We start from the raw sequence: 15540 nt of genomic DNA on the forward strand, positions 1-15540 counted from the left end.
AGATTTGTTTACTCTACACTGGCCCTTATACTACTGGGTGTTTTACCTATTTCTTTCTTGCAAAACTTCGTGAATTGGGCAATTGTGCTGAATTCGTTTTCGTAAGCTATCTGTTTGAAAGGCTTATTGGTCGAGGTGATTTCATCTTGAATAACCTTTGCTTTGTTTGCTTTCATCCACTGGTAAGGAGTTTCCTTGAATATCTCCACGAATTTTTTAGCGAATTGCTTCGGCGATAGATTCATCGCATCTGCAATTTCTGTAACCGTTCGGAAACGTTTACTGTTAAGTCTCACAAATTCAGAGAATATGGTGTCCTTTGTCAGTATCTGTTGGAAAAAGTCGTGAATTTCTTCCTTCGTGTAATATGTCCTCAATAATAAGAAAAACTCTTTGATTTTCAATTCAAAATAGTAATTACAATTGATCCCGTCCGTGAGGCAATTATTTATCCCGTCAAGGAAATGCCATAGGTGTGAATTAATTTGTAACATGTTTAGTTTTTCTTTCCGGGGTTTGCAATTATTTCCCGTAACAAAGGCTTTCGCTCCGTATAGTTTCTCCACGGGGTAGTTGTCGCACAGTTTTAACGGACCATGCAACCTGAAGACCATGACGATAGCATTAGTCGGTGCGCGATAAAAATATCGTTCTCCAACAGGGAGAAATAGAATTTGCCCTTTCTTGCTTTCGTGTTCATGGAAGTTACCGAAGATAAACTTCAAGCGCCCTTCCAAGAAAAAAGCAACCTCGTTATGATTAAGTTCCAAGCATCCCGTTGTACCTTTCGGAATACTAACAGTTTCTATTTGTGGTTTATTCAAATTGTCAACACTATGACAACTCGGATGTTCTATAATCTTGTTGTTCATATTGGTTTAGCTGGTTGTTAATTCTTCGATTCTCCGGGTTCTATCTTTTCCCTCGATTCATGTCAGACTTTAATTCCCGTTAAAATTTTGACATACCTATCCCCGTGCATCGAACATTCTTTTTTTCATTGTTCAAGCATAAATCTTAAGAGGTTTTTAAACCTGTTAATTATTGCCCGTTTTAGCTTTTTATATCGTGTACAATAAATCCTTTTTCAACAAGTATTGTGTCTATATATAAATTTATTTGTATTGCATATAAATATCGAATTATATATTTTACTTTCACTTTTCTCCTTCCTTTCAAAGTAAAATTATAAATGCCAACACTCTTTTTTTCATCTTCTAACTCTACCCTTCTAAGCTGTGTTTTCGTCATGCTTGTGTGGGTAATTTTCTTTCCATTACAAAGTTAGAAATAATAATGAATATTACAATAAGTTGTATGGAATGAGAAAAATGGCCTTGTAATAGTTTCGGTTAGCGAGTTTTTATGAAAAGATGTTTATCATTATTCGTAATGAATAAATATTCATTTCTGCCTAGGGGTACTATTCAATAAAAAAAACAGTACATTTGTTCCTCTATCTATAAAGAGTGATTTTTCAATAGAAACTATAAAGAAAGGAATTTAATCATGAGAATTGCTGTACCAACCAAAGACAACGCGGTGGACGACCACTTCGGGCATTGTGAGTATTATACCTTGTTTACCGTCGACGACATGAAAAACATTACAAGTGTTGAAACGCTTCCTTCTCCGCAAGGATGCGGTTGTAAATCGGATATTGCAGCCGTGTTACGGGAGAAAGGTGTTACCGTCATGCTTGCCGGAAGTATGGGGGATGGTGCTTTGAATAAATTAAGCGAGCAGGGAATAAAAGTACTTCGCGGCTGCAAGGGTGATGTGCGGAAAGTCACGGAAGGTTACCTCAAGGGTTTTCTGTTGGATTCGGGCATTGCTTGTAACCACGAGTGCGGGGATCATAAGTGATATACACAAGATACCATAAAGACCAAATAATGTTGCAAGGTGTTGATGGTGTGAGAGTAAGGAACTTTAATAAGTCCTTACTCTTTATTTATTTTGACAAGTACCTTGTCTATACGTGCCCCGTCCATATCCACGATTTCAAATTCGAAGTTATACCATACCAGTTTTTCCCCGGTGCGAGGGATGTGTTCCAATATTTTTAGGATCAGACCGCTCAACGTGTTATAATAGTGGTTCGTGTATAGGAATTCCATGTCGAAATAGGCGAGAAAATCATAGAAGGGACATTGACCGTCCACGAGGAATGTCCCGTTATCCCGTTGCACGATATCCGGTTCTTCACCTATTTCGGGAACGTCGCCGATGAGGGCTTTCACGATATCTTTCAAGGTTACGATACCCTCGATGCTCCCGAATTCATCTGTGACCAGCCCGTATTTGAGATGTCCTTGTTTCAAATGTTCCAGCGCGTTGTACACGCTTTGGTTTTGCGGAAAATATTGCGGGGGACGGACGAGGGCTTTCAGATTAAAGTCCGGTGCGTCGATCTTTCCGAAGAGGTCTTTTAGGAACACGACACCTACAATATTATCCAGTTTGGTATCCGACACGGGGTAAATCGTGTGCAGGTTTGTTTTGACTATTTCACGAATCCGGTCGTTGGAGTCCGTGATATTAAGCCATACCAGATCACTGCGATGCGTCATGATGGAGGCAATATCCCTGTCGCCGAGATTGAATACACGCTCCACGATGTCCTGTTCCACTTCTTGAATCTCGCCTTCCGCGGTACTTTCCTGTATGATAGCCTTGATCTCTTCTTCCGTGATTTTATTGCTGCCTGTTTTATTAAGACCGAGTACCCGCATCATAAATGAGGTGCTGGCAGAGAGCAGCCATACGAACGGGGATGCTATACGGGAGAGTATGTCCATCGGGGCGGCAATGATCTTGGCCATCCGTTCGGCAGCAACCATCCCGATACGTTTCGGAACCAATTCCCCGAAGATTAGAGTCAGGTAAGTCACCACGATCACGATGATTGTTTTAGAAATTAGCAGGGCGTGAGGTTGCAATGGCTCTATTTTCTCCACCCATACGGCGAGATCCCCGGCTAAAGCCTGTCCCGAATAAAGACCGGTAAGGATACCGATAAGGGTGATCCCGATTTGGACGGTCGACAGGAAACGATCCGGCTCGTTGGCGAGTTTCAAAGCCCGCCGAGCAGATTTGTTCCCTGTTCTGGCTTCCGTCTCAAGACGCGATTTACGTGCCGACACCATCGCTATCTCCGACATGGCGAGCACTCCATTTAAAAGAATAAGTCCTATAATGATAAAAAATTCCATATCTATTTATTTGTATTTTCCGTATTTATTTGAGGCCGTATGATTAGAAGTGAAGGTAACTTGGCAAACAGATTCTGGTCTTTCGACAGTTTCTGACAAGTCGCGTAACTTAAAACCAACAAGCTTTCTTTGTCCTCCGCGAGAGGATTGGTAACCAGAGGTGTATCCAGAATAAACTTTGCGGTATCGCGTTGCACGAAGTCGGACGTGACTCGGGCAAGCACGGTTTCGTTCGGGTGTTCGTCTGTAAAGCAGATGCGTATCGTCATACTTTGTTCTCCCAGACGGGTTTGCGCATAATTGAACAGGAAAAGGTCAGTTTCATTATCCACGAGTAGCAGGATGTAAGATGCGTGCGTGAAACCCCGGTTGACAAAGATGCCCACGGAGCAATCCACGTGTTCCATGATAGATTCCAGTTTCTGCCTTAACAACGTTCCCGGCAGATGCAACGGGTGATTCTTGAGTTGTTTCAGCCAACGGGAAACCGTGGTGAACTTCTTGCCGAATGTGCCCGCGGGAACGTCATTCCCCATCATGAACTGTTGTCCGGCGCCGAGGAAAAGGTGGTCTACCTGTTCCTGTCGCGCTATTTTTACCATTTCGGGAATAAGCCTGTCTGTCACTTGGTAACGCTCTTGAACGTGTAATTGCAAATGTTCTGCTTCTTCCCGTAAGGGGATAAAGCTTTCTTGCTCGTATTCATCTGCCTTGGCTGGGTTGAGGTCGGTCCCTAACGTGAAGTGTATCCCGGTGATCAGGCTCGATTGCAAACGATGTCCCAACATCAAATCGGCAATATTCAATAGTGTTTTTCCTGTTTCCGGTCTACCGAACGAGAGTAGCACCTTCTCCCGGTGTCCCTTGCTTTCTTTTTGTTTCGAGAATATCCGTTCGACAAGCGAAAGCATTGGTGTTGCCATGAACGTTGTCAGTAGCGATATTAGCAGTAATACCACGAACATCTCCGAGGTGAGAATGCCCATTTCGAAGCCGATATTCAGTGCCACGAGTTGCATCAGTCCCCGTGTATTCATCAATGTTCCCACGATAAGACTGTCTTTCCAATTCTCCCCGACGGCACGGGCGGCAAGGGTGCAGCCCCCGAATTTTCCGGCGATGGCTACCACGATAAACAGCAAGCAAACGCCCCACAATTCAGGTGTGTTAATCAAACCTATTTCGGTGTGTAAACCCGAGAAGGCAAAAAACAACGGAAGAAAGAACACGAGTGAAACATCTTCCACTTTTTCCATCATCACTTTGCGGAATCCTATATTCGTGGGCATTACCACTCCGGCGATAAACGCACCGAACAGGGCATGAATCCCGATGATTTCCGTTATTGCCGATGACAAGACAAGTATAAGGAATATAAACCCCACGAATGTTTTGTTAATCACTTCCGAATAGGCGTAAGTTTCACCGATCTTCCGCAGGAAGGGACGCATCACGAGAAACATGAAAACAATATAAATCAGTGTTAGTCCGATCGTGTACAGGGCACTGACAAAAGTTCCCGCCTTGGCGAGTGCTATAACGATTGCCAGCAGACACCACGCTGTCACGTCGTCATTGGCAGCCGAGGCAATAGAAAGCATCCCCACGGATGTTTTCGTCATGTTCCGTTCCTGCACGATGCGTGCCAACACGGGAAATGCCGTGATACTCATGCATATCCCGATAAAGAGAGCAAAAGGCAGAAACGCCGTTTGTCCCGAAGCATAATCCTCGTATACCCAGATTGCTGCCACCACGCCAAGGAAGAAAGGTACCACTATCCCCGCATGACTGATGACGAGCGTTTCATTCAGCTTGTTTTTCAATACGCTGAAATCCAGTTCCAACCCGATAACGAACATAAACAATACTAGCCCGATTTGGCTAAGCAGGTTGAGGTTGTCCAGTGATTCGGGAGGGAACAGGTTAGCGGAAAATTCCGGGAAGAAATATCCTAGTAGAGAGGGACCGAGGACGATACCTGCCACGATTTCTCCCATCACACCCGGTTGCCCGATATATTTGAAAAGATAAGAGAACACCCGGACGGTAAGCAAAATCACGATGATCTGTAATAACAGTATCGTCAATGAATTTGTCATATTATCGGAAATAATGTTCGTGAACAGTTCGAATGCCCCGGCACTTGTGGGCATTATACCTGTTCCCGGGTGATGGTCAAAACGCTCGCCCGAACACAGGGCAAGGTAGATCAACACCCCGAATACACTAATCATTCCCAGATATATCCAGTAATTTGAGCTGTTTCTTTTCATAATTTAATCAATTTGGGTCTATAAAGTCTGTAAAGTCCATAAGGTCTATAAGGTCCATGGTCCCCTGCGGGGCGCTTTGTCTACGGTAGCTATATGCTGCCGATAAACACTGTCCGAAGGACACCCGTGAGCTTATGGACCTTACGGACTTATTTTTCTTTTCTTCTCTTTATTGCCCGGAATATTTCGCCTACCCACAACACCAGCGAGGTTGCAGCCGTGATCCATATCCATTCCGTCCACGAGAGGGGTACTGTTCTGAATACGCTTCCCCCGAAGTTTACCACGAGGATTTGTCCCACGACAATGGCCAACCCGACAGTAAGGAATCCTTCGCTCTTGGAAAGGTTCTTGAATGCGGATTCGTTCGTGCCGAAGGTTTTGGCATTGAACATATTCCAGAATTGCAACATCACGAACACGGTAAAGAAAATCGTCAGGTTGTCCAAGCCTTGCGGTGTGGCGGCGTCTATTCCTCCCGCGTAGTGGGATAGTATATAGAGTAAGCTCATCAAGATTACCACAAAAGCGATACCCGTGGTTAGGATAAGTGTGCGCATCCGCGGTACGATAATAAAGGCATTCGAGTCCCTCGGTTTCCGTTTCATCACGTCCGGACTGGGTGGGAGAGAGGCGAGTGCTCCTGCCGCGAATGTATCCATGATTAAGTTTACCCACAGCATTTGCGTTACCGTGATCGGCAGTTCGGAACCGAACAACGACCCCAATAGCACGATAATCAAGGCTGCCACGTTGATCGTCAACTGGAACAGCACGAAGCGTTGTATGTTCTGGTACACGGAACGTCCCCACATCACGGCGGAGGTGATACTGCTGAACGAGTCGTCGAGCAGGGTAATATCACTGGCCTCCTTGGCTACCGATGTTCCGCTACCCATGGATAGTCCGACGTGAGCGTGATTCAATGCGGGAGCGTCGTTTGTTCCGTCACCCGTTACTGCCACGACTTGTTTCTTTTGCTGTAACAGTTGTACCAACCGTTGTTTGTCCAATGGTCGCGCCCGCGACATGATCTTCATGTCGAGTACCCGGTCGAGGGCTTCCTCGTCCGTCAGTTTGGCAAATTCAACCCCGGTAATCAGGTTTTGGTCTGTATCTTTTTCTGTCCATAACCCGATTTGCCGCCCGATCTCCTTCGCGGTACCCGGGGTGTCCCCTGTTACCATCTTAACTTGGATTCCGGCGTCGAAGCAGCGTTGTACGGCATCCGGCACATCCGGGCGAATGGGGTCGGATATGGCAACGATGCCGAGGAATGTCAATTCCGTGTTATACAATCGTCCGTCTTTAAAATGCGGTTCGTCGTCTTCAATGATCTGGTAAGCGAACCCGAGCGTTCGCATTGCTTGATTTTGGTACTCGAGCAATTGTTCCTCGATTGTGGGTTGTTGCTCGGCGATAGGTACTGTTTTGTCGCCGACAATAGCGTTTTTGCAGTATCCGAAAAGGATTTCCGAGGCACCTTTCACGTACAGGATTTTCTTCCCGAAAGTAGGTGATTGCACGAGGGTTGCCATGTATTTCCGTTCGGTGGAGAATGTCAACTGTTCAATTACCGTGACACTTTCCCGCGATTCCGCGTAATTGATACCTTGGTCGTTCAGCCAGAGTAACAACGCCGCCTCGGTAGGGTTGCCCAGTGTTTTTACCTTCTCCGGGTCGCTGAAATCCAGAAAAGCTGTCGTGTTCATGGCGATCCCCTCCGCAAGTAGTTTCGAGTATTCGTTATCAGACAGACGTTCGCCATCCAACCCGTAGAAGTTTGTCTTGTACACCGTCATCTGGTTTTGCGTCAGCGTACCCGTTTTATCCGTGCAGATCACGGTCGTTGCGCCCATGGTTTCACAAGCATGCATTTTCCGCACGAGATTGTGGGATTTCAACATCTTGCGCATGCTCAACGCGAGGCTGAGGGTAACGCTCATCGGCAATCCTTCCGGCACGGTCACCACGATTAGGGTAACGGAAGCCATGAAAGCGGAAAGAATCTTTTTGCCGAGTCCCAGCGGAATCCATGCGTGCGGGTCCCACGGTTTCACACCGAATGCCAGACCGATAGCGAGCATCACGACCAATGCTCCCAGACCGTAAAGTATCCAGCGTCCCCAACCTCCCGCAGCAATACTCTTCGGAAGCGGTTTGTCCTTGCCTTGTAAAGAATACACGTCGTAAACAACGGGTACCCAGACTTTTGCCAGCATGATAACGGCAGCGATAATCACCGCACCGATCAATCCCAGTTGTCCCAGTTCGGGAGTGGGATAGGTCGGGTTGAAAAACAACCCTTTAATAAACAGTATCGTGAACATCACGGCCGCACCGCAGAACCCGATCACTCCGATGAATTTGGCGAGTGATTCGAGTTGCGTGTCCAGTGGGGTTGGTTCTTCGCTTTTCTCCGATGATTTTTCAGCCACTCGTCCGAACTCGGTAGAGTCGCCCACGGCGAGTACTTGCATCACTCCGTGACCGTCCACGACGGTGGTTCCCCGCATCACGTGATTGGAGGGATAGGTAGCCTCTATGTTAAATTCGCTCTCGATCGTCGTCTTGTTGGCAACGGGTTCTCCCGTGAGGCTCGATTCGTTGACCTGCAAAGAGAGGGCTTCCAACAATACCCCGTCGGCGGGGATCTCCTCTCCTTGTTCCAGTATCACGATGTCATCGACCACGATGTCTTTTTTTGCCACCTCGTGTACGTTGCCGTTACGGATGACCTTTACCAATGTGTCGTCGTTCACTTGATTCAGCACATCGAATTTCTTGTTGGCATCCCAGACGAACCACGTGGCTACGCCTGTTGCCAGCAGAATGGCGACGGCAATACCGATGGTTTCGGCTATCTCGATAATGCCTTCCGAGAAATACATGGCAATGGCTATTCCCCCGGAAAGGAAAACGGCTACCATTAATATACGAATGACGGGATCCTCGAAATTCCCGATAAATACTTGCCACAGGGAGTCCCTTTTCGGGGGCGTCAACACGTTTGAACCGTGTTTTTCACGACTTTCCTCGACTTGTTTGTCCGTGAGTCCCATGTAGTGTTTGCGTGATTCCATGTTATGATTTTGTATTTAATTTGTTTTTTTTACGAATGTTCTTTATAATTAGGTACCCGAAAAAGCAGCATCCCACGACCAGCATCGCGATGGTTATTTCCGTGAAATACATTTCCAGCAGTTCTTTTCGGGAATACAGAAAATATCCGGTGGTGGCGAGAATCAGATTCCAAATGCCGCTTCCCACTGCCGTGTATAATATAAAACTTTTCAACGGCATTCTCACGAGTCCTGCCGGGAGCGAGATAAGGCTTCTCACGCCGGGAGTCAGTCGCCCGATTAACGTGGAACTTTTGCCGTATTTCAAAAAGTATTGTTCGGATTTTTCTATTTTTTCTTTTGTCATGCCGCATACCTTTCCCCAGCGTGATTCCGCGAAGGAGTAAATGAATTTCCGTCCCAGCGTGCAGGCAAGCACGTAGTTTGCCAATGCCCCGATAACCGCCCCGATGGTGCTGAACACGATAACGAGCACGAAGTTGAGTTCCCCGTTTGCGGCTTTCCACGCAGCCGGAGGCACGATTAGTTCTGACGGAAAAGGTATGATGGTACTCTCGATAGCCATACAGACGAGAACACTCCAGTAGTTCACGTTATACATATACCAATCGAGAATTGATTGAAGCCAATCGATCATATTATATAATTCAGTTTACAATATTCTATATTTATTCACCTTGTACGCCGTAAAGGATATTTTGTGTCATAAAATTAACTCTTTTAGCGAATAAATATAAAATCCCTGACTGTGGCGGGTAGTAAGATATTGCATGAAATGCCTCGTGTTTTCCGCGATGGCTAACTTGAGCGGTTTGTTTTTCAAACCGTTAACCGTGTTTCGGAAATACACGTTAGTCTTTGGCGGTTTGTTCAACCCGAAACGTCGTCCGTGAGGCATCGTGATACCCTCGTCCGCCAGAAGGTGGTGGAAAAATCCGTCATGAGAATGAAAATTCGCTTGGGTTTCCGGGATAGACAGCTGTTCTTCTTGGACGTACACTATACTCTCTCTCTCGGTCATTGTCTTTTGCAGCCCGTTGACAATGAATACTAAAGAAAATAGAAATATAGGTATATCTAGTAAAAACAGCCTTTTCATTATGATGTAATTTACAGGCTCAAAAGTAATATAATTTATTAATACTATAAAGAGTCTTGCCAGTTTAAAGTTTAGAATGTGAACTCTAAACTAACTTTTAGTTTTTATCTTTCAGTTTTTATCTTTTATCCTCTATCTTCGCGATGTAATTGAAATACACAGGTCATGACAGTAAAAATGATATTAGGATGTATCGTGGCTCTTTTGGCGTTGGTGAACCCGGTACAGAAAGTGTTGATCGTAACCTCTCTGCAAGAGAGATTTAGTTTGAAGGAATTGCGCTATATTTCTATCAAGTCAACAATCACGGCGGCGCTGATTCTGGTGTTTTTCCTTTTTCTTGGCGAGCTCACGTTCAGTTATGTTTTTCATGTCGAGTTGTATTCTTTTCAAATCACTTGCGGTGCCGTGTTGATGTATAACGGTTTGTCCGGGTTGTTGAAAGGTTTCTTTTTGAAAGTGGATGAGCATATCAAGCTGGCAGACCTTACCACGGTGCCTATTGCTATTCCTATGATTGCGGGACCCGCGACGATCACGGCGGCAGTGACTTTTCCCGTTCAGTACGGTCGCGAGATCACGATTATTTCCATATTAATCGCTCTGGCCGTGAACCTATTCTGTATGTTACAGGCCCGTCGTATCGGGAATTTCCTGATCAAGTACAATTTCATGAATCCTTTAATTCGTATTATCGGGCTGATTGTTGCCACGATCGGTTTGCAGATGATATTCGACGGGATCAGTTTGTTTATCAAGTCACTGTCTTAATTTGGGATTTATGATTTCTCGATTTATGATTGAATTATTCCGTGATTGGAAAGATAACCGAAGACGGTGAGTAACTCAATTGTAATCTTCTATCTCACGTTAATAATCACTTCTTCCACGCAGCGTATCGTTTGAGCAAAACCTTGGTACGCGACCCTGAAGTTTATGGAATTATACGCGGATTCGAATGACCATCCCCCGTAACGAACCGTTCTGTTATTGGTTTCCGTTATTAATTCGTTTCTCGTGTATTGCGGGCTTACGCTGGCTGACCAGTAATAACCGGTACTACCTGCACCCTCCAGCTTTCCGTTTGTGTTATTCAGACGACCGGCGGAAGGGAAGAAAACGGACGCGTAGGTTGTGGGGTTGAAATACAATACCCCTTGATAAGCGGCATGGCTGTTGTCTATCGATACGCCGTAATTGCCGTTCGAGGGTTCCTTAATCGGTCGCCTGTCGAAGAATCCGTCCGAGTAAAAGGTGAAGGTTGTATTCTTCAACTGCTTGCGGGCGATGCCGCTTGTCCCGTAAGGATACGTGCCGGGACCGGTATTCGTTCCCACGACGTTGTCGAACACGGTAATATAGTCCGCGCTTGAAGCTGCATTCCCTGCGAAGGGCACGTTAAATAAAGAAACTCTTAACTCGGACTGTTCCACGTCTTCCAAATGATTCATGGCGGGTGTATTCGTGGCGGGCAAATAATCGTAGTATCCGTTGTATGATACTTTATTCGTGTACCCGTCCGTGGGACGACGATAGCCCGTGGGGCAAATCTCAAACGTGTTTTTATATGCAGGTATGCCGCTAGCCCCTGCCCACATGATGGGAAATTCGGGATAATCCCACGGGAAACCTGAGATTAGAGATGACCTGCTCGGGTTGAAGCCTCTCCGGTAATAATCCGTGTAGTTTATGCCTGCAGTATTGCCTTGTAAATCGACCGCCCACTGGAAGAATGCCCCCGCTTGTGAAGGAAAGTCGACAAATTGGGCACCTCTGGCATTAACATTCTCGTAGTCGGGATCGGTATACCCTGCCAGTTTGGGGGTAGTCAGGTTATAAGGCGAGAATTTTACCGCTCCCCGGCGTGTGTTCGTTGAGGTTAGGCGCATATCTGCCCGGACTTGTGCCGTGATGTCGGTGTTGCCGTTCCAGCCGTTATGAACGACATCCGGGATTGGATCGCTCGGGCTGTATATGTATGCCGGGGCTTCGCCTTGCCGAACGTAGATTCTCATGGTGGTTTGCCAGCCTCCCGGGTAGTAGGTTAAAGTGACATACCCGAATTTTGGAGCAGAAGTCTTGCTCGGCACGTGATTGGAACTCTCCTTGATGCCGATACGGAAATAGATTCGCCCGTTAATACCTTCGATTTTCTTGCCCTCTTTCTCTGCCCTATACGGGTTGGGAAACACTTGATAGTGTTCGGCATCCCCGGGGTATTCGGTGCCGACACCCGGGTCGAAACTGGGCGTGGCACTTACCACGAGCCAATCTTGAAAATCATCGGGTACCGTTACAGACCACGGGCGGTCTATGGCGTGTTGTCCGGTAATGATGCGTTCGCCTTTTTGGTCGTGTTTGAAAAACACGCCGTTAAATAATCCGTGGGCGTTTGCCGTGGGGTTGTGTACAAATCGTAGCCCCGTTTGTGTTACCGTGACAGTAATTGTTCTTTGTAATTGATTTTTGCCGTTTTCATCCTCTGCCGATAAAGTCAACGTGTATTTACCGCTCATGTTTTCAGTCCTGTCGTGAGGGGTGCCGGAAATCCGGTTGGTACCGTCGATCAGTAAGTCCATGTACCCGCTACCTGTGGTCGGGTCGAAATGGAAACGGTAAGGGGAGGTGTTGTTGGCATCTACCGTTAGGCAGTTGAATACTTCGTTTGTCGGTCGGTCGCCCGCTCCTTCTTTTTCTACCACGTCGAGTACTTTCACAACCGGCATATTAGACCAGAAAGAGATTCGAACGCCGTTTTGGTCGGTCATCTTAACTTCTGTTTGCGACACGTTCAGTTTGCGGATACCGGATATTTCCCAACCGGTTTCATCTCGGGTCCATGGAGCAGGCTGTATATTCATTTCTAAAGGTTCCTTGATCGTACCGATCAGTTCCAGTCTTGCGTTGGCGGGTAGTCTGTAATCCGGGTCGGATAGGATTTTCAACTTGCACGAGGGACTGTATTTGTCAATCAAGTTGACCGTGAACATGATCGCGTTTGCCTCGGCTGTCTTCACGTTGAAATAGCTGGAAGGGAGAATGATTCTCTTTACTTTGGCTGCCCATACAAGGCCTTTTGCCTGATCTACGACTGTCAACAGGCTCGGGTCTACTTCAAAATATCCGGCGTTGTCCGCTAGTGTGAACTGGCGGATCACGTCCCTTGTGATGTTTGTCCCGGTATAAGGCAGAGTTGGTTCGTCGTATGTATATGAGTTTGATTGCGGGGTACTGGGTAAGCCATATACAAGCGGCACTCTGTCCGGGAGGTTCGATAACGTGATACCCTTGAATTCCCCGGTGTTAGTGGTTCCCCAGTCAATAGTCGATTTCAGAACGACGTCAAAGCGTGCCGCCAGTCGGCGGAGTCCTATTTTTAATTCGGAATTTGTGTTGTTATTTACCTCAATCTTCCCCTCGGGTAATATTTTCACGCCGTTGTTTTCCGCGATCATGGGGATAGAACGCTCGGAGGTGAAATGTGTTGCGGGATATGCGATTGATTTCAGATCATCGTATTCGCTGATATTGTCGAGTATTGTTTTGATACTGTTCTCTGCGGGTTCGTTCGCCAGAAAGATAAAATCGTATTCGCCTTGCTCGATCGGGTGACGTAGTGTGTTTTCGGCTAATGCGGAACCGTAGTACAGCACATTGTTTTCACAGGCACGGCTCGTTTTGTTGAATGCAAGAATGCGGAGCGTCTCGACTTTGTTGTCAGCTTCGTCACCCGCGTAACTTCCCGTGTAACTGCGGGAATTGATACCGGAAATTTCTATATAACCTTCTTTTGTTTCGTGGTGTATTTTTTCATCGATACAAGAAGCCGGTAATAAAAGTACCGCGAATAGCAGTAGATTTAAGTAACTTTTTATTCTATTAATATGCATATATTCTCCCTAAAATTATATTCCACTGTGGTCGACCCGGTATGTACGAGGTTCGCTCACTCCTTCTCTATGTAAAAATAAAAGTCCCATCCAATCATTGACTTGATTTTTTGTGTTTTCAAGTCGTGCTTTGGGAATGTAAATATCCTTAAACTAGAGAAAATAAAGAATTATTATTGTTTCTAATGTCGATAATGGTGTGGAGTAGGTGAGACTAAAAACGCAACGGATTAGAAAAAGTGTTCGGAATGGTAAAAACGAGCATCAACGGGTTCTGATTTCGTGTTATATAGTGAAACAAAACAGATTGGTTTCGATGATTGAAACTTACGAAAAAAGAGGAGTTGGGGGAGATTGCCTGCGCACGGGAGGGATGACTCGGGACTTTCACTCCCTTCGAGAATGCGTTACGACTCCCTGCCGACGCTTCGGTTCGAATCCCTTTAGATGCAAAAAGAGAGTCAGCTTCCGTGTGCTAACTCTCTTTCAGTGACTTGCTTTGGCGGAGAGAGAGGCTCTCGAACCTATGCTTTCAGAAAATATCATAAAATTGCAAATCATTGATAATCATATATAATCAAATGTATGGAGTAAATCTAAATCTTTCTGAATATGTTTTGTTATCTCAAATATTGGGTGTAAATTTGGGTGTAATTTTCAAACGCACCCAATTATGAATATCAAACGAAACATCATTTTTGCATTGGAAAGCCGAAAGAAGAACGGAGTGCCAATCGTGGAGAACGTGCCTATCCGTATGCGTGTCATATATGCAAGCCAACGCATCGAGTTTACAACAGGCTACCGGATTGACGTAGCCAAATGGGATGCCGACAAACAACGGGTAAAGAACGGATGCACCAACAAACTAAAACAAAGCGCATCCGAAATCAATGCGGACTTGCTGAAATACTATGCCGAGATTCAAAACGTGTTCAAGGAGTTTGAGGTACAGGAAACCATGCCGACCACCCAACAGCTAAAAGATGCGTTCAACCTGCGGATGAAAGATGCCAACGAAGAGCAGCAGGAAGAAACACAGATAAGTTTTTGGGAGGTATTCGATGAGTTTGTAACCGAGTGTGGCAATCAAAATAATTGGACGGCATCTACCTATGAGAAATTTGCAGCGGTAAGAAATCACCTCAATGAGTTCAAAGAAGATGCAACCTTTGAATATTTCAACGAGTTCGGATTGAACGAATATGTGAATTTCCTGCGTGACAAAAAGGATATGAGGAACAGCACCATCGGTAAGCAGATGGGATTCCTCAAATGGTTCCTGCGTTGGAGCTTCAAGAAAGGGCATCATCAAAACATGGCATACGACACTTTCAAACCCAAATTGAAAACCACCTCTAAAAAGGTGATATTCCTGACTTGGGACGAATTGAACAGGCTGAAAGATTATCAGATACCAAAAGACAAACAATATCTGGAGCGTGTCAGGGACGTTTTTCTGTTCTGTTGCTTCACAAGCCTGCGATATTCAGATGTTCGTAACCTGAAAAGAAGTGATGTGAAACCCGACCATATCGAAGTTACAACAGTCAAAACGGCAGACAGTCTGATTATTGAACTGAACGACCATAGCAAAGCCATACTTGAAAAATACAAGGAAGTCCATTTTGAAGACCACATGGCACTGCCCGTTATCAGCAATCAGAAGATGAATGATTATCTGAAAGAACTGGGGGAACTGGCTGAAATCAACGAACCTGTACGGGAAACATATTATAAAGGGAATGAGCGTATAGATGAAGTCACCCCAAAATACGCATTACTAAGCACCCACGCAGGAAGAAGAACATTCATCTGTAATGCGCTGGCTCTCGGAATTCCGGCACAGGTGGTAATGAAATGGACGGGGCATAGCGACTATAAAGCTATGAAACCCTACATTGATATTGCGGATGATATTAAGGCAAACGCCATGAACAAGTTTAACCAACTATAAAAGTATCAATCAGTTTCATA

The 15540-nt window shown here is 45.6% G+C and carries 10 protein-coding genes; 3 read left to right on the top strand and 7 right to left on the bottom strand.

Going from position 1 to position 15540, the window contains the following annotated elements; translation table 11 throughout:
• Window positions 1-8: 8 nt before the first annotated feature.
• Window positions 9-872 carry a helix-turn-helix domain-containing protein gene (locus L0M98_RS08360; RefSeq protein WP_227215542.1) on the bottom strand — a complete coding sequence of 288 codons (864 nt, stop codon included), beginning with the start codon at window positions 870-872 and terminating at the stop codon, window positions 9-11.
• 637 nt (window positions 873-1509) lie between these two features.
• Between L0M98_RS08360 and L0M98_RS08365 the strand changes: the two genes are divergently transcribed.
• Window positions 1510-1866: a NifB/NifX family molybdenum-iron cluster-binding protein gene (locus L0M98_RS08365; RefSeq protein ID WP_227215543.1), complete on the top strand. Its 357-nt coding sequence runs from the start codon at window positions 1510-1512 to the stop codon at window positions 1864-1866.
• Window positions 1867-1943: 77 nt separating this feature from the next.
• Here L0M98_RS08365 and L0M98_RS08370 read toward each other — a convergent pair whose 3' ends face one another.
• The 5 genes from L0M98_RS08370 to L0M98_RS08390 all read right to left on the bottom strand — a co-directional run bounded on the left by L0M98_RS08370 (window position 1944) and on the right by L0M98_RS08390 (window position 9673).
• Window positions 1944-3215 carry a hemolysin family protein gene (locus L0M98_RS08370; RefSeq protein WP_227215544.1) on the bottom strand — a complete coding sequence of 424 codons (1272 nt, stop codon included), beginning with the start codon at window positions 3213-3215 and terminating at the stop codon, window positions 1944-1946.
• A 2-nt stretch (window positions 3216-3217) separates the two neighbouring features.
• Complete coding sequence (locus tag L0M98_RS08375; RefSeq protein WP_227215545.1) at window positions 3218-5491, bottom strand: cation:proton antiporter domain-containing protein; 2274 nt, start codon at window positions 5489-5491, stop codon at window positions 3218-3220.
• Window positions 5492-5640: 149 nt separating this feature from the next.
• Complete coding sequence (locus L0M98_RS08380) at window positions 5641-8574, bottom strand: calcium-translocating P-type ATPase, PMCA-type (RefSeq protein ID WP_227215546.1); 2934 nt, start codon at window positions 8572-8574, stop codon at window positions 5641-5643.
• Between the two features lies 1 nt (window position 8575).
• A complete protein-coding gene (locus L0M98_RS08385; protein ID WP_227215547.1) occupies window positions 8576-9211 on the bottom strand; it encodes a DedA family protein in 636 nt (211 codons plus the stop codon).
• Window positions 9212-9277: 66 nt separating this feature from the next.
• Window positions 9278-9673: a hypothetical protein gene (locus L0M98_RS08390; RefSeq protein WP_099293172.1), complete on the bottom strand. Its 396-nt coding sequence runs from the start codon at window positions 9671-9673 to the stop codon at window positions 9278-9280.
• A gap of 165 nt (window positions 9674-9838) precedes the next feature.
• On the opposite strand from L0M98_RS08390, the gene L0M98_RS08395 reads away from it, so the two are divergent.
• The gene (locus tag L0M98_RS08395) at window positions 9839-10444 is read left to right on the top strand and encodes a MarC family protein (RefSeq protein ID WP_099293171.1); all 606 of its coding nucleotides are present in this window, start codon (window positions 9839-9841) and stop codon (window positions 10442-10444) included.
• A gap of 89 nt (window positions 10445-10533) precedes the next feature.
• Here L0M98_RS08395 and L0M98_RS08400 read toward each other — a convergent pair whose 3' ends face one another.
• The gene (locus L0M98_RS08400) at window positions 10534-13563 is read right to left on the bottom strand and encodes a FimB/Mfa2 family fimbrial subunit (RefSeq protein ID WP_227215548.1); all 3030 of its coding nucleotides are present in this window, start codon (window positions 13561-13563) and stop codon (window positions 10534-10536) included.
• Between the two features lie 673 nt (window positions 13564-14236).
• On the opposite strand from L0M98_RS08400, the gene L0M98_RS08405 reads away from it, so the two are divergent.
• Entirely contained in the window at window positions 14237-15520 is a 1284-nt protein-coding gene (locus tag L0M98_RS08405; protein ID WP_136498335.1) for a site-specific integrase, read from the top strand.
• Window positions 15521-15540: the final 20 nt, after the last annotated feature.

It is taken from the genome of Butyricimonas sp. DFI.6.44 (assembly GCF_022132345.1).
GTDB classification, from domain to species: Bacteria; Bacteroidota; Bacteroidia; order Bacteroidales; family Marinifilaceae; genus Butyricimonas; species Butyricimonas muris.